This window comes from Hahella sp. HN01 (genome assembly GCF_018986435.1).
Lineage (GTDB): Bacteria > Pseudomonadota > Gammaproteobacteria > Pseudomonadales > Oleiphilaceae > Hahella.
This window is the reverse complement of sequence record NZ_JAHMIN010000016.1, coordinates 51,000-71,932: the sequence shown is the minus strand read 5'-3', so window position 1 is coordinate 71,932 and position 20,933 is coordinate 51,000. Positions and strand designations below refer to the sequence as shown.

Genomic DNA, 20,933 nt, shown 5'->3' with positions numbered 1-20,933 from the left:
TGTGCTCTGCAACTCTATGATACAAATAAGAAAAAAATTTCGTTAGCGGCGATTTTTGATCTTTTGTAGTAGGTACTAAACTGTATTAAAAACGCGTATCCGCCCTGCTAGGCTCTTGGCTCCCAAACAGCATAAACAGATTTCAATACCTGAACTATTCTTAAAACTGCAGGCGTCATCTCTTTCAGTTCACTGCCTCGTTGTAAAAGAAGTTTTGGGGTCGTTGCTTTTTTGAGCCAATAATAAAAAGGTGCAAATTTAATGAAGCAGATTAGCGTAGAGACCAGGGAGCAGTTTTTTGAGCTTTTAGAGGAGGAGTTCAAAAAGAAACTGGAACCTGGCTTAGCGGAGGATGTGAACCGGTTCGCCCGGCTTTATCTCGAAATGTCGCCTCTGGACGAAATCCGTAGTCGCCGTCTGGCGGATATCTACGGCGCAGTCGTCGCCTGTTGGCACTTCCTGCAAGATCATCATCAAGACCAGCCCAAGGTCACCGTATTCAACCCGGACCTGGAAACGCACGGCTGGCAATCCACCCACACTGTCATTGGCATACTTCACAACAACATTCCCTTTATCGTTGACTCGGTGCGTATGGGGCTGAACCGCATGGAGTTGACGCTGCACTCCATTCAGCATGCGGTTCTGTACATCGAGCGTGACAGTTCCGCCAAACTCAAACGCGTTATCGGCCGTGACGAAGAGCCGGCGCGGGAGCTGGGCGAGTCCATGGTGTATGTGGAGATCGATCGTCATAACGATCCCGCTGATCACCAGCGCATCAAAGATGAACTGGAGACAGTTCTTGGAGAAGTGCGCACAGCAGTGGGCGACTACGAAAAAATGAAGTCGCACGCGCAAGAACTCATCAGCGAGTTCGAGAAAGATATTCCCAATGTCAAAAAGACGGATTTAAAAGAAGCGAGCGAGTTTCTGAAGTGGCTGGCGGCAGACCATTTCACCTTCCTTGGCTACGACGAGTATCAATTCAAGAAGGCGGGCAAGGACACCATCATTCAGCAGGTTGCGGGTTCTGAACTGGGTATCTTGAAGAGCCATCCAGAACGTCCCGCAATGATGAAGATGAGCGATCTGCCGCAGAAAGCCCGTCGTCAGATGCTGCAATCCGAGATTTTCACCTTCGCCAAATCGTCGCAGCGCTCGCGGGTGCACCGTCCCGCTTATCCTGACTATGTGTCAGTGAAGAAGTTCAACGAGCAGGGCGAAGTCATCGGGGAGCGTCGCTTCCTGGGTCTGTATACCTCACGGGTTTACCACCAGCGTCCTGATGATATCCCATTGGTCAGACGTAAGGTTAAACACGTCCTGAAGCGCTCTGGCTTCAACCCCAGCGATTACGCGGGTAAAGAGTTGGATCAGATTCTGGCGGTTTATCCCCGCGATGAGCTGTTCCAGTTGGGGCGCGATGATTTGTTCGACGTGGCTATGGGTATTCTGTATATCCAGGAGCGTCGCAAAATTCGCCTGTTTATTCGCGAGGACGTGTACGGACAGTTTGTCAGCGCCATTGTGTATGTGCCGAGAGATCTGTACAGCACCGATCTGCGTCTGCGAATTTCCGATATTCTGGTTAAAGCCACTGGCGCGGAAGACGTCGAGTTCACCACTTATTTCTCCGAGTCCGTGCTGGCGCGTACGCAGTTCAACCTGCGCGTACCGCAAGCGGAGCGTCGCGACCTGCGTCCAGCAGAGTTGGAAGAGCGCATCATCGCGGCTGCTCAGTCCTGGCAGGATGGCCTGATGGAGAGCTTGTACGAAGCGCATGGCGAAGAACAGGCTAACTCCTATATTCATCTGTACGCCAATGCATTCAATGGCGCGTACAGAGAGGAATTTTCACCTCGCCGCGCGGTGATCGATATCGAGCATATCGCCTCATTGAGCGATGAGCGTCCGCTGGCGATGAGTTTCTATCGCGCACTGGAAGAAGACGAAAGCATTCTGCACTTCAAACTTTTCCACGGGGTTGTGCAAGTGCCGTTATCGGACGTGCTGCCGCTGTTTGAAAACCTCGGTCTGAGAGTGCTGGGCGAGCACCCGTTTGAAGCGATTGACCGTAACGGCAAAGTGGTCTGGATTCATGACTTCTCTTTGCAAAGCCGTGGCGGCGAAGTGATCGACATCCAGAAAATTCGCAAGAAGTTCGAAGAGCTTTTTCTGCGAGTGTGGACCAATGAAGCTGAGAACGACATCTTCAACCGCCTGGTGTTGGCGGCGCAGATGGATTGGCGACAGATCGCCATGCTCCGCGCTTACGCCCGTTACATGCGTCAGATCCGTTTCAGCTATAGCCAGGACTTTATCGCCAATACTCTGGTTAACCACGTTCATATCGCCAAGTCCATTTACGAGCTGTTCGAAGCCCGTTTCAATCCAGCGAAAATTCAGAGCGAAGCCCAGTGCGGCGCTGCGCAGCAGAAGCTGGAGATTGAGATCAACCAGGCTCTGGACGAAGTAGAGCACTTGAGCGAAGACCGCGTACTGCGCCGTTTTGTCGAACTGATCAAGGCGACGCTGCGCACCAACTATTATCAACGTGGCGAAGACAACGGCGTGAAGGGATACATGTCCTTCAAATTCAGCCCCCGCGACATTCCGGAAATGCCGCTGCCGCTGCCGATGTTCGAAATCTTCGTCTATTCCCCTCGTGTGGAAGGCGTGCACCTGCGTGGCGGCAAAGTCGCCCGTGGCGGTCTGCGCTGGTCCGATCGCTTTGAGGATTACCGCACGGAAGTGCTGGGTCTGGTGAAGGCGCAGCAGGTCAAGAACTCCGTTATCGTACCGGTAGGCGCCAAGGGCGGCTTCGTCGCCAAACAGCTGCCTGAGAATGATCGCGAAGCCATGCTGAACGAAGGTATCGCTTGCTACAAAACCTTTATTCGCGGCTTGTTGGATGTCACCGATAATCTGTCCAGTGGCGAAGTGGTTCCGCCTTTGGACGTGGTGCGTCACGATGAAGACGACTATTACCTGGTTGTGGCGGCGGATAAAGGCACTGCAACGTTCAGCGACATCGCCAACTCATTGTCGGAAGAGTACAACTTCTGGCTGGGCGACGCGTTTGCATCCGGCGGCAGCCAGGGCTACGACCACAAGAAGATGGGCATCACCGCTCGCGGCGGCTGGGTTTCAGTTGAGCGTCACTTCCGTGAAATGGGCGTGAATACAGCGACTGACGACTTCACTGTGGTGGGCGTGGGCGACATGTCCGGAGACGTGTTCGGCAATGGCATGTTGCGTTCTGAGCATATTCTCATGGTGGCCGCCTTTAACCATATGCACATCTTTATTGATCCGAACCCGGACGCCGCGTCCAGCTTCGCAGAGCGCAAGCGCCTTTTCGAACTGCCGCGCTCCACGTGGATGGATTACGACAGCAAACTGATTTCGGCGGGCGGCGGTATATTCTCGCGCAACGCCAAGTCGATTCCGATCAGTCCTGAAATGAAGGCGCGCTTCGGCATCAAGCAGGACCGCCTGCCTCCCAACATGCTGATTTCGCAGTTGTTGAAGGCTCCAGTTGATCTGCTTTGGTTCGGTGGTATCGGCACCTATGTGAAATCCTCAGAAGAGTCGCACGCAGACGTAGGCGATAAAGCCAACGACGCGCTGCGGGTCGACGCGAGCGACTTGCAGGTGAAAGTCATCGGCGAAGGCGGCAACCTGGGGATGACCCAGTTGGCCCGTATCGAATACGCCCTCAACTATGGTCGCCTGAACACTGACTTTATTGATAACGCTGGCGGCGTGGACTGTTCTGACCACGAAGTTAACATCAAGATTCTGCTGAACGAGATTGTCGCCGGCGGCGATATGACTATGAAGCAGCGTAATAAGTTGCTGGCGGACATGACTGACTCCGTCGCCGATCTGGTGTTGATGAACAACTACCGTCAGACCCAGGCGCTGAGTATTGCGGAGACTGATGCGGCGACCCGCATTGAAGAGTACCGTCGTTTGATCAACCACCTGGAGTCTATTGGTAAGCTGAATCGCGGCCTGGAATTTATTCCGGATGATGAAACCATCACCGAGCGTAAATCCATGAAGCGCGGTCTGGTGAGACCGGAACTCTGTACGCTGATTTCCTACGTCAAAGGCTGGTTGAAAGAGACCTTGATCGACAGCGATCTGGTGGATCATGAGTATCTGGCTAATGAACTGCACACTGAGTTCCCGCAGATGCTGGTGGATAAGTTTGGTCGTCAGATGCGCGATCACCGCCTGCGTCGCGAGATTATCGCCACTCAGGTCGCCAACGACATGGTCAACCACATGGGCATTACCTTTGTGGAGCGTCTGCGTCAGTCTACTGGCGCGCCGGTGGCGGCGATCGCTCAGGCGTACGTCATCGCCAGAAACGTCTTCCAGGTGCAGAATCAGTGGGCGGCGATCGAAGCCTTGGATTATAAAGTCGGCAGCGGTATGCAGATCGCAATGATGTCCGAACTGATCCGCTTAGTGCGCAGAGCGACTCGTTGGTTCCTGAGAAATCGTCGCAGTGAACTGAATGTCATGGAGAACATGGACAAATTCTCCACTGGCATCGACTACATCGCGCACCACTTCAAGGAACTGCTCTCCGGCGACCAGCTCAAGCTGTGGCAGGAGCGCTATGACGGCTATCGTCAGGCCGGCGTGCCGGATGAGCTGGCTGCGACAGTAGCGGGAACGCCGTACCTGTACTCCGCTTTGGGCATCATTGAAGCGCAAGAGCAGACCAGCGCCAGCCTGGATTACGTGGCGCGTATGTTCTTCCGTATGGGCGAAAGGCTGGATATGCAGTGGTTCGGGCATCAGCTCAATATCGCGCAGCCTGCGACGCATTGGCAGGCGCTGGCGAGAGAGAGTTTTCGTGAGGATCTCGATTGGCAGCAGCGTGCTCTGACGGTCGGTATCCTGCGCATGACAGACGCGCCGGAAGATATTGATCAGCGTATTGACGCCTGGTCAGAGTGCAATACGGACCTGATTGAGCGCTGGCGCGGTATGTTGACCGAGCTGAAAGCGACAAAAGATCCAGAGTTCCCCATGTACTCTGTGGCCCTGCGTGAATTGTTGGATCTGGCGCAGAGCACTTCGCACGCCACCACTAAGATCTGATAACGTAACGTAACGCCGGCGCAGCGCTTCGCTCTACTTGAGCAGGAGGGCTGCGCCGGTTTATTTTTAGAGAACTAATCAGAAACCGCAGAGTGGTCTGGAGATGCGGCAAATTATCGTCGACATCCATATATCCGCAGAGGAGTATTTGAACGTTTATCGCGGTAGCGCGAAAAACGTCAACGCCATAAGCCGGGAAGGGCTCAGGGTTCAATTCCCCGCCAATATCCTGCAGCGCTTCGTAACCCGAGAGGGTATCCGGGGTTCATTCGTCATCACTTTCGATGACGGCAATAAATTTCACTCCATTGAGCAATTGGCTTACTAGCCGGCTTTATTCGTTTCGCGTCAGCCAGTCCGGGTGCTGAAGCGCAATTTTCAATAACGCTGCGACGCTGATAGCGTCCGTAATTGCGCCGCTCAGCGCCATGTCTACGGCTTCCTGCAGGGGCAGTCGTCGTACTTTTAACTCTTCCGTTTCATCCGGATTCCAACCGACTTGCGTAAGCTTACGCGCGACATATACCACGCCTTGTTCGTCAGTAACGCAGTTGCTGGTGTGCAGGCGCATTAACTCTGACAGCTCGTCGGCAACCAGTCCGGTCTCCTCTTGCAGCTCTCTGCGCGCGGCGTCCGCCGTCCATTCGTCGTGAGGCGCGCCGCCCATTGGGATCTCCCAGGAATAGCCCTCCGTCGCATAGCGATACTGTCCCACCAGCCAGGTGTAGCCCTGGTCATCGACCGGCACGATGCCGACCGCCTTGTTCTTCATATGCACAACGCCATAAATACCGGGTTTGCCGGTGGGGGCTATGACCTCCCTGTGCTCCACTTGAATCCAGGGGTTAACATAAACCTGATTGCTGGAGAGAGTGCGCCAGGGGTTGATATCAGGGGAGTCGGACATAATGGATTCCTTGTGCGACAAAGCTCAGTGGCTCGAAATAATTAGAGTGAGTGGAAACTTATAATAAAAACGCCGGGGGAGAAAAGCTCCGCCGGCGTTTTGGATGGTGTAGATTGAGTCTGGCGTTGAAATCAGGAGTGTTTGACGAACCAGTAACGTTCCCAGGCGACCAGAACCCTTTCTGGATACCAGGTTTTGCCCAGGCTGCCGTTGTAGCGGGCCAGGGCGCGAATCAGGTTGCCTTTTTCCTTGTCCAGATAGTGCTTTAGAATCGTGCAGCCGTAACGCAGATTGGTGGCGACATCATGGAGATTGTCCTCCGGGCGTCCGATTTCATCGATCCAGAACGGCATCACCTGCATCAGGCCGCGAGCGCCTGCGCTGGATACGGCGTAGGGGTCGAAGCGGCTTTCCACATGCATGACCGACAAGACAATTTCCGGGTTGAGTCCGGCCCGGGTGGCTTCTAAGTGCACCAGCTTCAGCAGCTCAAGGCGCTTGTTGGTGTCCTTGATGTATTTTTCCATACGGGCGGACATGTCCACCAGCCACACTTCGGCGTCAAAGCGGTCAATGAAGCTTTTGGACTCATTGACCGTGCGTTTCAATACGGCCCGCAACTCTGGGTCCGGTTCCTGAGGGCCTGCTGCGAAGGAGGCCGCCGGCGCAAGCGCCAGCAGCATGAGCATCCCGAATAGCAAAGATAAGCCCTTGCCACGAACAAGGGCGGGGCGTACTGAATAACTGTACTGCATGATTCAACTGACTATTTTTTCAACTTCTCTTTGATGAAGTTTACAACAGTATCCACTGTCATATCTGTGCTGTCGGTATCACGGCGGCCTTTGTATTCCACTTTGCCTTCCGCCAGGCCGCGATCGCTGATGACGACGCGGTGCGGAATGCCTATGAGCTCCATTTCGGCGAACTTAACGCCAGGGCGCTCATTGCGGTCGTCCAGCAGAACGTCCACGCCAGCCTGCAGCAGTTCTGCATAAAGGCTTTCCGCTTTCTCGCGCACGACATCGGATTTGTGCATGTTCAATGGAACCAGGGCGACCTGGAAAGGCGCCAGGGCGTCTGGCCAGATGATGCCTTTGTCGTCGTGACCCTGTTCAATTGCGGCGGCGACCACACGGGATACGCCAATACCGTAACAGCCCATTTGCATTACAGTGGCTTTGCCGTTCTCGTCCAGGACGGTGGCGTTCATGGCGGAGCTGTATTTGTCGCCCAGCTTGAATACGTGGCCCACCTCGATGCCTTTTTTGAGCACCAGAACGCCTTTGCCATCTGGGCTGGGATCGCCTTCCACGACGTTGCGCAGGTCGGCGGTTTCTTTGATTTCGCAGTCGCGTCCCCAGTTAACGCCAGTGAGGTGCTGACCTTCTTCGTTGGCGCCGCAGACAAAGTCCGCCAGCACGGCCGCGCTGTGGTCAACAATAGTGCGAAGGGGCAGATTCACGGGACCAATGGAGCCGGGCTTGCAGCCTACCGCCGCCTCAATGGCTTCGTCGCTGGCGAGCGTCAGTGGGGACGCCACGCCAGATAATTTTTCCGCCTTGATTTCATTAAGGACATGATCGCCGCGCAGCACCAGGGCGATGATTGGGGCAGGCTTGCCTTCTTCCGCTTCGCCTAGCACCAGCAGGGTTTTCACGGTTTGCTCCGCAGGCAGGTTCAGGAATGCGGAGACGCTCTCAATCGTGCGTTGCTCAGGCGTCGCCACCTTGGTCATGTCTTTGGAAGGCGCAGGCGCTTGCTTAAGCGTGGTCAGAGCTTCCGCTTTTTCCAGGTTGGCGGCGTAATCGCTTTCAGTGCTGAATGCGATCAAATCTTCCCCGGAGTTGGCCAGTACGTGGAACTCATGGGAAGAAGACCCGCCGATGCTGCCGCTGTCCGCCTGCACAGGACGGAAGTCCAGGCCAAAGCGGGTGAATATGCGGGTATAAGCGTCGTACATGACTATGTAGGTCTCGTCCAGCGATTCCTGATTCACATGGAAGGAATAAGCGTCCTTCATCAGGAATTCTCTGGCGCGCATGATGCCGAAGCGAGGGCGGCGCTCATCGCGGAATTTCATCTGAATCTGATAAAAGTTAGCCGGTAGTTGTTTATAGCTTTTCAATTCATTGCGAATCAGGTCGGTGATGACTTCTTCATGAGTCGGGCCGACGCAGAAATCACGGTTGTGGCGGTCTTGAATGCGCAGCAACTCGCCGCCGTATTGCTCCCAGCGGCCGGACTCGATCCATAGCTCTGCTGGCTGCACCGCCGGCATCAACACTTCCTGGGCGCCGGAACGGTCCATTTCCTCTCTGACGATGTTTTCAACTTTTTTCAGAACCCTCAAGCCAAGGGGGAGCCAGGTATAGAGACCTGCGGCCAGCTTGCGAATCATGCCTGCGCGCAGCATCAACTGATGACTGATGACTTCCGCGTCGGCAGGGGTTTCTTTCAGGGTGGCGATCAGGTATCGACTTGCGCGCATATATCTTCCCAGGAATACAAATAAATAAGGTTAACTACCGGTAATGGTTTATTTTTACTGCCGCACTATTGTAGAAGCGATGACTCCTTGCGTACAGGCGCGATTGTATTAATTGCGAATACGACGCCGAGCGCGGCCCGACGGCCGCCATGACGATCGGATTTATCGCAGATTTCCCCAAAACGGCCCGCCAAAGCGGCCTTTTTTCGCGTCATACAACAGTTTGTCATGAGAACGCAACCGGCCTCATGGTTTATGCCATATACCTGCTTGGCAACCCTGGGGCGATGAGGCAAACTCACCAGCGTCCGATGATACAGTTGAGCCTATGATGCTGACCGCGCACGAAATTCAAAACATCATCAGAACCGGCGTGCCGATGGCGGAGTCCATCGATTTCCGGGTTGATGAGGTCTCAGGCAAGAACGCTATCGCCAGAATCCCGTTTTCAGAAACCTTTGTGCGCCCCGGAGGAACCCTTTCCGGCCCCATCATCATGTCGCTTGCGGATGCATCCATGTATGCAATTATCCTGGCGACTTTAGGGCGTGTGGAAATGGCTGTCACCAGCAATTTAAACATCAACTTTTTACAACGGCCCAAGCCGGAAGACCTGTTGGCGGAGGCGACTCTGCTGAAACTGGGTTCCCGGATTGCATTTTGTGAAGTAAATCTGTACTCGCCGAACAGCGATGGTTTGGTCGCACACGCAACGGGAAGTTACGCGTTGCCGCGGTAAGGGGGGAGGAGCCCGCCAGGCGCGTCGCAGCTAGTAGACTGCTGTACCGCAATAATAGCCGTACCCACAACAATAAAAACCAAATGAAATGACTTTGATCAGAGTACTAACTCAAGAACGATCAGTACTAACCTCGTGGAATAACTACAGGAAGTTATGACTATGAACATTACCGCCAGTAAAAACTCAGAAGCGCTGCAGGAGCTCGAACAGCGCAGGCAGCCCGTGCAAGAACGCAGCCGGGAAAGAGTCGAGCTGATATTAAACGAAGCTGCCATTCTTATCAGTGAAGTTGGCGTGCAGGGAGCGAAAACCTCGGAAATTGCCCGTCGCGCGGGTATTTCCCTGGCGTCTTTGTACCGTTATTTTCCCAACAAGGCCGCTATAGTCAAGGCCTTGGCTGAGCGCCATATCAAAACGCTGAGCACAGTCATGGAGGAATTTGTAAACGAGTTTGATCTGGAGGAAGGGTTTGACAAACTTATCGACACCTTCGCCCATTTCTACCGGTCCGAGCCGGGTTATAAGGAAATCTGGTCAGGCGTAGAGGCGATGCCAGAGCTGCAGCAATTGGATCTCGGCGAGCTGTTCGATAACGCCCAGGCCATTACCAATCGCGCCAAACTGCTGTATCCGCAAGTCGAACAAGAGCGTCTGTGGTTGATATGCGTGATGTTGCCCAGAGCCTGCGGCGCTATCCTGAGGCTGGCCATGACTATGGAAGAAAAGCCTGAGTCAATCATGCTGACGGAATTAAAGTTGATGGTGAAGTCATACTTGCGTCAACGTTTAGGTGAGCTGGACGCGGCGGCGTAACGTCGTGTGATCGGCTGCCCCGCATTGGGCCTGGAGTCAGGGGGTGCGGAAACCCATAAATGAAGACGTCCCGCAAATAAGCATGCGTCATCCCTGTCGCCAATACTTGGCGGCGTCTTCATACGGTGTATTACCGGAGGACTGAAAGCGAGTCAGTCAATGACGTCTTTCAGCGCCTCCTCAAGCGTATCGAATTGAAAACTGAAGTTTTCTTCCAATAAACGGGCTGGAATCGCCTTTTGTCCCGTTAGCAACATCCTTGATAGTTCTCCCATCGCTAACTTCAATGCAAATGCAGGCGCCGTGCAGAATGCGGGGCGATGAAGCAGCTTCGCCAAAGTGGCGGTGAACTCAGCATTAGTGACTGGCGTAGTGCTGACGGCGTTGTAGGGGCCGCTGCAGGTAGGCGTTTCGAGTAAATGCAGTAGAACTCTCAACAGGTCCTGAATATGAATCCAGGGCATCCATTGACTTCCGTCGCCAAATTTTCCTCCCAGGCCAAGCTTAAAAACGGGCAGCATTTTCTGTAGGAAACCTTCTTTCCCCACCACCAGACCGATACGGGCGATAGCGACGCGCATGCCAATGCTCTCCGCGCTAAGGGCGGCAGCTTCCCATTCGCTGCACAGCTCATGGGTGAATTCCTCGTGGGGTGGGGTTTGCTCAGTCACTAATAGATCTTGCTGGTCGCCGTAATAGCCCACGGCGGATGCGGAAACCATGGCTTTGGGGGGCGTTTCCATTTGCTTGCACATGTCAATCAAGTCATGAGTCAGCGCAATGCGGCTTTGCTTCAGCTTTTGTTTGCGCGCTTGCGTCCAGTGTCTGTCGGCTACGGGTTCGCCGGCCAGATTGATGATGGCGTCAACAGGCGCTTCTATGAGATCCGCGCGTAGCTCTCCGATACTCCGGCAGCGCTCTCCCACCAAGTGGGCGACCTGCTCTGGTCTCCTGCTGAATACCGTGGTGTCGTGTCCACTGGCCCATAACGCCCGACACAGTTGTTTGCCGATAAAACCTGTGCCCCCGGTCACCAGGATGTGCATGCTCGGATCTCCTTAAACTCTTCCTTTATTAATACATAATTTGCCGACTTTACGCGGGTGGTGCGCAGTGGCGATGAGGTTATCTTGTGCCTATTCGGGCGGCTATACAATAAGTTGTTCAATAACCTGAAGTTGTTCAATAACCTGGGCTTAGCTCGCTCAGTTCAGAATATAGTCGTGGCAAGTTAAAAAGATGGCTAGTGGCCTCTCGCAAATACTGGTGGCCGTGTTAGCGTGCATTGGACTGAAGAAGGTCGCGAACAATGCCTTCTACGGTGGCGATGAAGAGAGGGTGCTCGCCAAGGGGCGGCAGCAGAGTGATGTCGACGCCGGACTCTTCGGTTAGCGTGGATATCATGGCGGGAACGTCTTCTCGCAAATGTTTGCCGGCGGCGAAAAAAAGAGGCAGTACGGCGATGGATTGTGCGCCTTGATCTCGTGCTTGTATTACGGCTTGTTCCAAGGTGGGTTCCGCAAGCTCCATGAACGCCAGGGAAACCTGAGTGGCGCTTTGGGACAGGCGTTCCGTCAGTGCGATAAAAGGCTGCAGCCAATTGTTGTCACGGCTGCCGTGAGCAAGAAGTATCGTATGGTCGAAAGTCATAATGAATTGCCGAATCTCCAATTTGTGCATGATACGCCGATAAGGCCGGTTTGGTTTGCCGCTTTTTTTATACGGGGCCTATTTTCTTGACTTGGACGCCTATAATCGAGAGCTTACTCAGTTTTAGGTGCGAAACGAATATCCATCTTGGTTTTTGCGCAGCGTTTTGTGTCGATGATGAGGGAGGGGGAATGTGGTCGGACAGCGAAATTTTACGTTATTGGTTTGGCGAGCAGGATGAGAGAGGGTTGCCGCCACAGGAAAATCTCCGGCGCTGGTTTACCGAGGCGAAGAGCTATGATCGTGAAATTCGCCGGCGCTTTTTAACGACGGTTGTTCTGGCCTCTGAGCAGGGACTGCGGCATTGGCGCGACAGCTCCGATGGCGTACTGGCCTTGATTCTACTGCAGGATGTTTTTCCGCGTTATATCTTTCGCGGCGGCGCCATGGCGTTTGATCAGGACAAAGAGTCCAGAAAAATAGCGCAGGAAGGGCTTAAAAAGGCGTTGGACGTCAGGCTGGAGCCGGTTCACCGGATCTTCTTCTACCTGCCGCTTCTGCATTCGGAGAAGATGCCTGATCAAGAGGAGTCGGTTGCGTTGTATCGACAGCTCGCTGCGACCTGCGAGGCGGGTCCGTTAAGGGATTTTGTCAGTGGTTTCGCAAGCATGGCGGAAACGAACCGGGGCGTTATTCGCCAATTTGGGCGTTTCCCCCACAGAAACAAGATACTGAAGCGTGCGAGCAGACCAGAGGAGGTCGAGTTTTTGGCCTCTTATCCAGCCGTATACGATTGATCCAGCCTGACGGCTAATTTCTTATTCTAATGCTGTTCACCTGTGAGGATTTTCTGTCTCCTGGGTCACAATGTTGACCTTTGCTGGCTGAGCCTTGTATCCCCCTTTGTTAACATGCGGGGTTCGTCACAGTTTCCTGGACTTTGCGTCAACGGCTCCTGAGTGACGTCTGGAGCCTGGAAGTAAAATAAGAGTTAGTTATGTCTAGTAGCCTTGAATTGGACTTTCCCGCTGTAGATCAGTCCTTATGTGAATCGATTCAATATCAGGGAAGAAAGGCCTCAAGGGTCAAAAGCGAGCAGCGACGCCGAGAAATATTGCAAGCCGCTTTACGCATAGTGGCGAAGGAGGGCGTGCAAGGCGTCAAGCATCGTGCCGTAGCGAAAGAGGCGGGTGTCCCGTTAGCCTCCACCACTTATTACTTCAAAGACATCAATGAGTTAATTACCGACGCTTTCATGCTGTTCGCGGAAAAAAGCCGCGAGAAGTTGGAGTTCTTCTATTCTGAATTACGTCGTCTTGCGGATGAGTATGATGCAGTCTCCGTCATGGAAGATGAAGGGCGCAGGCGCGAATTCGCCAACGCGTTGGTGGAGATGGGGACAAACTACGTGCTGGGTCAGGTCCGGCACCATAAGTCTGAACTCATGTCGGAGCAGGCGTTTTTAATGGAGTCTGTGCGGGATGAGAGTCTGAGTGCGCTGGCTCGGCGCTATAAAGACGCCTGGTTGTCCGGGTTGGTAGACTTTATGCAGTCGCTTGGCTACGAGACCTATACTGAGGATGCGGCCATTATTATGGGAATGGTGGGCAATCTGGAGCAGGAGGGCGCGCTTCAGGGCGGCAGCATTGATGACGATAAGGTGCGCAGGGTCTGGCGGCGCCTTCTTTATATGATGCTGGATATTCGTTAAGTTCCGGTTCCCCCTGCTTTTGTTTAACGAGATGAAAAAAAATCAAAATAGGGGTTGCGCGCTTGGAGAACGCTAATTATAATGCGCCCACTTCTGTTGAGGAGCACCTCGAAAGAAGCTGAAAAGCAAGCTAACATTATGATTAGCTTGATCTTTTAAGCGGGAATAGCTCAGTTGGTAGAGCACAACCTTGCCAAGGTTGGGGTCGCGAGTTCGAGTCTCGTTTCCCGCTCCAAATTTTCTCTTCAAGTTTTCATTCCAATCTTTTCAAATAATCAAGTTCTTGCTCCCAGTCTCCTATTGGTTTCTCTGGATTTTCGGCGTTTTCTTCAACCATCGTCTAAACTTAAAGCCAAGCAGGCCTGTATGGTCTGTAAGTTGGTATCTACCCTGGGGTATTAGGTTATGGCGAGTGTTTTGGACTCTGTTGATCAGCGCACCAAACTGGTGGGCGAGAATCGTTTGGAGCTTCTCTTGTTCAAGCTGGGGATGAGACAGATTTTCGCGATCAATGTGTTCAAAATTCAGGAAGTCCTCAAGCTGCCCAATTTGACGCAAATGCCGCATCGTCATCCTGTCGTGTGTGGCGTTAGTCATATACGCGACACCACAGTGCCGGTGATTAACCTGTCTCAGGCGATAGGATTTCGGCCACTACAGCCGGACAAGGATTCCACCATCATCGTGACGGAATACAACCGCACCGTGCAGGCTTTTCTGGTGGCCAGCGTTGATCGTATCGTCAATATGACCTGGGAGCAGATCTTGCCTCCGCCAAAAGGGGCGGGCGGTTCTCATTACGTTACGGCGATAACCCATTACAACGATCAGATTGTTGAGATCATCGATGTGGAGCGGGTGCTAGCGGATATTCGTCCGTATTCCACTGACGTTTCCGACACGGCGCTGACGGAAAGTATTCGAAAAGTTGCTCAGGGTAAGGAAGTCCTGTTAGTGGACGATTCGCCGGTGGCGATCAGTCAGGCGATTGGGACTTTGCAGAAAGTTGGGTTGAAAGTGATTACCGCCAGAAATGGCCTGGAAGCCTATAACCTTCTTAAGAAATGGGCTGACGAAGGTGTCAATGTGCCTGAAAAGCTTCTAATGGTGGTGACTGATGCTGAAATGCCGGCGATGGATGGCTACAGGCTGACTACGGAGATTCGTAACGATCCCCGCCTGAAAGACCTGTACGTGGTGCTGCATACTTCTCTAAGCGGTAGCTTCAACAAGGCGATGGTGGAAAAGGTAGGGTGTAATAACTTCTTGTCCAAGTTCCAGCCGGATGAATTGGCGGCGTTGGTGCAATCGCGGCTTAATTCATTGGCGGCTCGCTAGAGCGTCGCAAAGAGCGCTTGTCTCGACCCTTGTCCTCCGATGTAGACCTAATTAGACTGCCTGTTTCCGCCTGCTTAGAGTAGGCTGTTTTAGTTTTTCGCGTCGACGACCCACGCATTTTGTCCCTTCCCTGTATGCCCCGTGCGCTACGCCTGCGTTGAGGCTAGTGCGCGCTTAGGAGAGAGTTATGACGGATATCCGAGTTACCGAGTTAAATATTTACCCCATCAAATCCTGTGCGGGCGTTAGCCTTAGCAAAGTGGCGATTACGAATTGGGGGGCGGATCGCGATCGCCGTTTTATGTTGGTGGATGCCAATGGCAAATTCATCACGGCGAGAAAGCATCATCGGCTGGTATTGGTGAGGGCGGTTACTGCGGATAAGGGGCTGATGTTGTCGGCGCCGGGTATGAATGGCTTGTATATTGAGGCGCCGGATCAAGAGGGAGGCGCTCTGGAGACTGTGCAAGTATGGAAAGACGAGGTGTCTGCGTTGTTTGTCGATGCGCGCGCAGATGCCTGGTTCAGTGAGTTCTTGGGTGAGCAGGCGCGCCTCGTGTATATTCCTGAGCGCAGTTTTCGGCAAGTGGATCAGACTTATTACGATGCGCCGCAAAAAGTCAGCTTTGCGGATGGCTACCCTGTTCTGGCGACCTCTGAGTCCTCGTTGGAGGATCTGAATGGCCGCTTAAAAAATCCTGTTAAAATGACGCATTTCCGCCCGAATATTGTGGTGGCTGGCGCGGACAGCTTCGCGGAAGATCATTGGCGTCGGTTGCGTATAGGCGAAGTGGAGTTTGCGGCGGTCAAGCCTTGTTCAAGATGCGTTTTTACGACGATTGATCCTGCTACGGGTCAGAAATCCCCGGACACTGAGCCGTTGCGCACTCTGGCGTCTTATCGCAAGACGGAACTTGGCGCGATTTTTGGGCAAAACCTGGTGCAATTGAATCACGGGATCATTTGCGTCGGCGATAAAGTAGAGCTGCTCGACTAAAGCGGTCGGGCCGAGGTGCTCTCTTTTCAAAGAACGAATTCAGAAACTATTAGATTTTAGAAGGTTACGATGGCGTTGCTACGGCTGAAAGATGTTTCCCTGGCGTTTGGAATGGCTCCGTTGCTGGATCATGCGGACTTGGTGATTGAGTCTCAAGAGCGGCTTTGTCTGGTCGGTCGCAACGGCGCAGGTAAGTCCACGCTTTTGAAAGTGTGCGCCGGTGAAATCAAGCCGGATGGCGGTGAAATAAATAGAGGCAGGGATCTGAAAATGGCCTATCTGCCGCAGGAGCTTCCAGAGCGGGGTGACGCCAGTGTGCGCTCGGTGGTGGCGGAAGGCTTGGCGGAAGTGGGAGAGTGGCTCGCGGCCTACGACGCGCTGACTCAGCAAGGCGCCGAAGGTAATGTGGCGGAGCTTGAGCGTCTGCACAACAAGATCGAAACTCATGACGGCTGGCGTTTGCGGCAGAAGGTCGAGGCAGTGATGCAGCGTCTGGAACTGCCTGGCGACAAGTCTATCTCCGAATTGTCTGGAGGCTGGCGTCGGCGTGTGTTTCTGGCGCGCGCGCTGGTGCAGGAGCCAAACCTGCTCATGCTGGATGAGCCTACCAACCATCTGGATATCGACATGATTACCTGGTTGGAGGAAGAGCTGTTGCAGTTCGGCGGCAGCGTACTGTTTATTTCTCACGATCGCGCGTTCATCGACCGTCTGGCGACGCGTGTCATTGAGCTGGATCGCGGCAAATTGTCGAGCTGGCCGGCGCCTTATGAAGCCTATCTGGCCAAAAAAGAGGAGCAGTTGGCGGCGGAGGAAAAAGAGTGGGAGCGCTTCGATAAGAAGCTGGCGGAGGAAGAGGTTTGGATTCGCCAGGGCATCAAGGCGCGCCGCACTCGTAATGAGGGGCGGGTCAGGGCGCTGAAGAAACTGCGAGACGAGCGCAGGCAGCGACGCGACCGCGTTGGGCAGGTGAGCCTGAAAGTGGATTCCGAGGAACGCTCCGGTAACCTGGTGGCGGAGCTGAAAAATGTCAGTTTTGGCTACGCAGACCAGCCCAATCTGGTGAAGGGTCTCAGCTGGCAGTTGATGCGCAAAGATCGGGTGGGCTTATTGGGCCCGAACGGTTGCGGTAAATCGACGTTTATAAAGTTGATCCTGGGCGGCTTGGAGGCGACGGAGGGCGTCATAAAACGGGGCTCCCGTCTGCAGGTGGCTTATTTTGATCAGTTGCGAGGGCAAATCGATCCGGAAGCCAGCGTCTGGGATAACGTCGCAAAAGGAAAAGACTTTATCGAGGTTGGCGGTCGTAACGTTCATGTCACCGGCTACCTGAAAGATTTCCTGTTTTCCCCGGAAAGATTGCGTACTCCCGCCAAGGCGTTATCTGGCGGTGAAATTAACCGGCTGTTGTTGGCCAAACTGTTCACCATGCCGGCGAACTTTCTGGTGCTGGATGAGCCTACCAATGACCTGGATATGGATACGCTGGACCTGCTGGAGAATCTGCTGGCGGAGTTTGACGGCACCATTCTGCTGGTGTCCCACGATCGTTTCTTCATCGACAACGTTGTGACCAGCACGCTGGTGTTCGAGGGAGATGGCAAGATATCCGAATATCCGGGTGGTTATAACGACTGGTTGGCGCAACGCCCGGTGGTCAAAGCGGAAGTCAAGCCCGCTGAAGTCAAGGCTCAGGCTGCCAAGCCGAAAACAGCGTCGGATGGCGGCAAAGCGGCCAAGCTAAGCTACAAACTGCAGCGCGAACTGGACGCTTTACCCAAGGAAATCGAGCGACTGGAAGCGGAAGTGGCGGCTATGCAGGAAGAGGTGTCTGCCGCTGACTTTTATAGTCGTCCCCATGAGGATGTGAATCGTGCGCTCACGTCTCTGACTGCGTTGGAGCAAACTCTGGAGAAGACCATGGAAAGGTGGATGGAGCTTGAAGAAATGGCGGGCGGGGGCTGATCGGGGGTTACAAATTTAAAAATATCGGCATCCGCAAATCCGCTACACTTGAGAATAAAGGAGTAACTTCAGCAGCCGACGGACTCCGTTGAGAAAGTGTTAGTCTTCTGTCGCCTCAATTGATTACGGAGAGATAAAGCCTTATGCGGGTGCGTTACGAATTCCGTTTCGATGATAACCGAGTGCTGGACTACATCATTGAAACGGAGAGAGAAGATAAGAGCATGCACTCAGAGCCGCCCGCCGAGTGGACTGAGCTGAAGAATTGTCAGTGCTCGAATTGCCCTCTCAAGAAGGACGCTGAACGCTATTGTCCCGCCGCTCTCGACATGCAAAAGATTGTGGCGGACTTTCGCTCCGAACCGGCTTTCCAGAAAGTCGAGGTCACCGTTTTCACCAAAGAGCGCAACTACCACAAGCGTACTGGTCTGGAAGAGGCGTTGCGCTCGTTGATGGGGTTGGTCATGGCGACCAGTCATTGCCCCATACTCGGCGAGTTAAGGCCTATGGCTATTCATCACATGCCGTTTTCCAACGGCGAAGAATTCATTCTCAGATCTGTTTCCATCTATCTGGTGCAGCAGTACTTTATGTTTCGCGATGGTGAAAAGCCTGACTGGGAGCTTAAAGGGCTGGTGGAGCGCAACCGTCGTCTTCAGCTGGTGAACCAAGCGTTGTGGCAACGCATTCACTCCGCCTGTGACGGCGACTCCAACTTGAAGGCGCTATTGAGCTTTTTTTCGTTGGCGTCGAGCGTCACATTCTCACTGGAGACGCAGTTGCAGAAGCTGCGCAAGTCGTTTGAATCGGGAGAGTGGGTGGCTCCGCTGTAGCGGAGCGCGTCAGTCCGAATTTTATTCCATTGAGTGCTTAGTCGCTAATGCGGACCGCGAGGACGTCACATTTGGCGCCATGTAATACGCCATTCGCCGTGGAGCCCAGCAATAACTGCAGTCCGTGGCGGCCATGGCTGCCGACAATGACCAAATCAATTCCATTCTCATCCGCGTAGCGATGAATTTCCCCTTCGGGGCGTCCCACCAGCACCGCAGCGGCGCTATTGGTCAGCGTGTGCTTTTCAATCAGTTTTTGTAGTTTTTCTTCGCTGTGTTTTTGCAGTTGCTGCTGAATGTCGCCCAGATCCAGCGGGATGTCGCCGCCATAGGCGTAACTGATGGGCTCGATAACGTGCGCCAGATGCAGGCGGGCCTGGGTCGCCTGTTGCATTTTCAGGGCCTTGGTGATGACCTGTTCGCCTTCATCGCTCAGGTCCAGGGCGACGAGAATATTCTTGTACATGGTGTGCTCCTTTTGGCTGCATAGTTCCGAAAGTGTTTTCCAAGTGTGTAACTTTTCGGTAGTGTCCGCAAAACTGAAAACAGCTTAATGCTAATGAAACATGCGTTGAGATGACAGCGGACAAAATCAGGTGAAAAAGTGTTTCCTGGTTTCGTGGGCGCTGACGCGCTTTGAGTGGTCTTTGGACAGGATGAACGACGAATGACGACAGCTTTGATTATTATTTTTTGTGTGGTGGGAATCGTCGGCGGCTCAATTTTCTGGGTGTTGCCTAGCCCGGAAGAGCGACGCCGCATGCGTTTGCGGCAGCAGGCGCTCGCGGCGGGGTTTAGAGTGCGACAGACTACGCCGGAAAAGCTGGACGACGCTTTGAAAAAACTGGAGGCGGACGCTTGGCGCACCCACTTTTACTATAAGGCCATCCCGGCGTCACGCACGCCTCGCAGGGCGTTATACGCCAATCAGGAGGGTGAATTGAAACAGCTGTCCATCAGTGGCAACTTTCCTCATGAGCTGCTCTCGGATGAGGATCTGCGTGAGCTGTCATCCCAGGTTAAAGCAGTTCAGATCACAGGACATGAAGTGGGCTTCCTGTGGGAAGAGCGGGGAACGTCGGAAGATTTGGAGCAGATGCTGCAGCGCGTCAACAAGGTGGCTGTAGCTGCTGGCGCGCGTTAATGGCGCGCCCTCGGATCTAGTGATGTGAGCTATGCAGCGGCGTGTCTAAGCGCCGCTGTAGGCTTTGGCGAGACTGTCCAGGTCGCTGATGATCCTTTTTGAATACAGATTCACGACGTAGGAAACGTTGTTTTCGTTGTAGTTGATATAAGAGTTCTTGATGAACTCCCATTTCGTGGAAATGGCGTCCAAAGTCTTGCGCGTGGCGTCGGTGTTTTGCTGTGACGCCAGGAGTCGGGCGATGTTCTTGTCAAAACTGATCGCCTGGACGTCCATGGGCTCTTCGCTTTTGGCTCCCTGGAATATTTGCGTCACGTTGGAGGCGCTACGGGCGGAATATTTGGTCAGCATGCTTTCCAGGATGATTTTGGAGTTGCGCACCAGCTCAATTACCTCTGGGGGGCGGTGGCCTGAAATTTCCATGGTTTTGTCGTAGGTTCTCTCTGTCGCGCCTACCAGATCGATATTTACCTGCGCCATGTCGCCCACCAGCCGCAGGTCAGGGTAGCCCACCTTCACAATGTCGTTCATATTGGTGTTCAGCAGTTCCTTGTACTTGAGCCAGGTGGCGCTCATAACGCTCAACTCTCCCTGCACTTCGACGATGCCGTCTTGGGACTCCAGCGATTTGAAAGTCGCATTCATAAAATCGATTTCCTGGTTCACCTCTGACTGGATGTCCTTGTCGCCAGGATTCAAAGTGAAGTTGTAATACGCATTAATGGTCTGATAGGAGTGCGTCTGCACATCGTGCAAATGCTTGAGAATGGCTTCAGCCTGCGCAGTGTTCAGCGCAAAGGAATGTGATGAATACAGGGCGAGAAGTGCAATAAAACAACACCAGAGAGGATTCCGGTGTATACCCGATTGGCTCATAGACACGCTCTCCAGGAAATTTGGGCGCAGAAGGCCACCCGCTATTTTTATAATTATGTTTCCGACTTGTCGGTGCGGCTTCCCACTATATTTTTAAAATTATTTCCAACGACGCCTTTAATGGCCGGCCTAGCTACCAACCGCCGGTTTATAAGTAGAAAAAATAGGGGAAATGCCTGCGCTAGTCAAAAAGTTATAAGCTTATTGTCCTATTATGCGAATGCGCTCAGGGCGCATTCAGAGGACGCCTAACTTAAAAAGTAAGGTGAAATATACTGCATAATTTCATGAAAAATAAATCTTAAAAATTTTTAAAGCGGCTGAAAATGTCATAAGTGTAAG

The 20,933-nt window shown here is 53.3% G+C and carries 18 protein-coding genes and 1 tRNA gene; 12 read left to right on the top strand and 7 right to left on the bottom strand.

Features of this window, described 5'->3' with window-relative positions; genetic code table 11:
- The first annotated feature begins 261 nt into the window (after positions 1 to 261).
- Entirely contained in the window at positions 262 to 5,124 is a 4,863-nt protein-coding gene (locus KP814_RS16545) for an NAD-glutamate dehydrogenase (RefSeq protein WP_216737781.1), read from the top strand.
- 103 nt (positions 5,125 to 5,227) lie between these two features.
- On the top strand, positions 5,228 to 5,452 hold the full coding sequence (locus KP814_RS16540; protein ID WP_253938432.1) for a DUF2835 domain-containing protein: 225 nt from the start codon (positions 5,228 to 5,230) through the stop codon (positions 5,450 to 5,452).
- A gap of 6 nt (positions 5,453 to 5,458) precedes the next feature.
- Here the strand turns inward: KP814_RS16540 and KP814_RS16535 are convergent, their stop codons facing one another.
- The 3 genes from KP814_RS16535 to KP814_RS16525 all read right to left on the bottom strand — a co-directional run bounded on the left by KP814_RS16535 (position 5,459) and on the right by KP814_RS16525 (position 8,522).
- Entirely contained in the window at positions 5,459 to 6,031 is a 573-nt protein-coding gene (locus KP814_RS16535) for an NUDIX hydrolase (protein ID WP_216737780.1), read from the bottom strand.
- 131 nt (positions 6,032 to 6,162) lie between these two features.
- A complete protein-coding gene (locus tag KP814_RS16530; RefSeq protein WP_253938431.1) occupies positions 6,163 to 6,714 on the bottom strand; it encodes a lytic transglycosylase domain-containing protein in 552 nt (183 codons plus the stop codon).
- An 83-nt stretch (positions 6,715 to 6,797) separates the two neighbouring features.
- Positions 6,798 to 8,522 carry a proline--tRNA ligase gene (locus KP814_RS16525; protein WP_216737778.1) on the bottom strand — a complete coding sequence of 575 codons (1,725 nt, stop codon included), beginning with the start codon at positions 8,520 to 8,522 and terminating at the stop codon, positions 6,798 to 6,800.
- Positions 8,523 to 8,850: 328 nt separating this feature from the next.
- Here KP814_RS16525 and KP814_RS16520 point away from each other — a divergent pair, with 328 nt between their 5' ends.
- A complete protein-coding gene (locus KP814_RS16520; protein ID WP_011398530.1) occupies positions 8,851 to 9,261 on the top strand; it encodes a PaaI family thioesterase in 411 nt (136 codons plus the stop codon).
- A 162-nt stretch (positions 9,262 to 9,423) separates the two neighbouring features.
- Positions 9,424 to 10,077 (top strand): TetR/AcrR family transcriptional regulator, encoded by a 654-nt coding sequence (locus tag KP814_RS16515; protein ID WP_253938430.1) that lies wholly within the window; start codon positions 9,424 to 9,426, stop codon positions 10,075 to 10,077.
- 152 nt (positions 10,078 to 10,229) lie between these two features.
- Here the strand turns inward: KP814_RS16515 and KP814_RS16510 are convergent, their stop codons facing one another.
- Positions 10,230 to 11,123 (bottom strand): TIGR01777 family oxidoreductase, encoded by an 894-nt coding sequence (locus KP814_RS16510; protein WP_216737776.1) that lies wholly within the window; start codon positions 11,121 to 11,123, stop codon positions 10,230 to 10,232.
- A 229-nt stretch (positions 11,124 to 11,352) separates the two neighbouring features.
- On the bottom strand, positions 11,353 to 11,727 hold the full coding sequence (locus KP814_RS16505; RefSeq protein ID WP_216737775.1) for a sirohydrochlorin chelatase: 375 nt from the start codon (positions 11,725 to 11,727) through the stop codon (positions 11,353 to 11,355).
- Positions 11,728 to 11,918: 191 nt separating this feature from the next.
- Here KP814_RS16505 and KP814_RS16500 point away from each other — a divergent pair, with 191 nt between their 5' ends.
- The 7 genes from KP814_RS16500 (at position 11,919) to KP814_RS16470 (ending at position 18,571) form a co-directional block, all read left to right on the top strand.
- Entirely contained in the window at positions 11,919 to 12,524 is a 606-nt protein-coding gene (locus tag KP814_RS16500; protein ID WP_216737774.1) for a DUF924 family protein, read from the top strand.
- 200 nt (positions 12,525 to 12,724) lie between these two features.
- Positions 12,725 to 13,438, top strand: coding sequence for a TetR/AcrR family transcriptional regulator (locus KP814_RS16495; RefSeq protein WP_216737773.1), 714 nt, complete (start codon positions 12,725 to 12,727; stop codon positions 13,436 to 13,438).
- Positions 13,439 to 13,597: 159 nt separating this feature from the next.
- Positions 13,598 to 13,673 (top strand) — tRNA-Gly (locus tag KP814_RS16490).
- Positions 13,674 to 13,843: 170 nt separating this feature from the next.
- Positions 13,844 to 14,776, top strand: coding sequence for a chemotaxis protein CheV (locus tag KP814_RS16485; RefSeq protein WP_216737772.1), 933 nt, complete (start codon positions 13,844 to 13,846; stop codon positions 14,774 to 14,776).
- A gap of 187 nt (positions 14,777 to 14,963) precedes the next feature.
- Positions 14,964 to 15,773 carry an MOSC domain-containing protein gene (locus tag KP814_RS16480; RefSeq protein WP_216737771.1) on the top strand — a complete coding sequence of 270 codons (810 nt, stop codon included), beginning with the start codon at positions 14,964 to 14,966 and terminating at the stop codon, positions 15,771 to 15,773.
- A gap of 69 nt (positions 15,774 to 15,842) precedes the next feature.
- Entirely contained in the window at positions 15,843 to 17,738 is a 1,896-nt protein-coding gene (locus tag KP814_RS16475) for an ATP-binding cassette domain-containing protein (protein ID WP_216737770.1), read from the top strand.
- A 143-nt stretch (positions 17,739 to 17,881) separates the two neighbouring features.
- Positions 17,882 to 18,571: a hypothetical protein gene (locus tag KP814_RS16470; protein ID WP_216737769.1), complete on the top strand. Its 690-nt coding sequence runs from the start codon at positions 17,882 to 17,884 to the stop codon at positions 18,569 to 18,571.
- 37 nt (positions 18,572 to 18,608) lie between these two features.
- Here the strand turns inward: KP814_RS16470 and KP814_RS16465 are convergent, their stop codons facing one another.
- Positions 18,609 to 19,037: a universal stress protein gene (locus KP814_RS16465; protein WP_216737768.1), complete on the bottom strand. Its 429-nt coding sequence runs from the start codon at positions 19,035 to 19,037 to the stop codon at positions 18,609 to 18,611.
- 201 nt (positions 19,038 to 19,238) lie between these two features.
- Between KP814_RS16465 and KP814_RS16460 the strand changes: the two genes are divergently transcribed.
- Positions 19,239 to 19,715: a hypothetical protein gene (locus KP814_RS16460; protein ID WP_216737767.1), complete on the top strand. Its 477-nt coding sequence runs from the start codon at positions 19,239 to 19,241 to the stop codon at positions 19,713 to 19,715.
- Between the two features lie 45 nt (positions 19,716 to 19,760).
- On the opposite strand, the gene KP814_RS16455 is transcribed toward KP814_RS16460, so the two are convergent.
- A complete protein-coding gene (locus tag KP814_RS16455) occupies positions 19,761 to 20,591 on the bottom strand; it encodes a hypothetical protein (RefSeq protein ID WP_216737766.1) in 831 nt (276 codons plus the stop codon).
- Positions 20,592 to 20,933 lie beyond the last annotated feature (342 nt).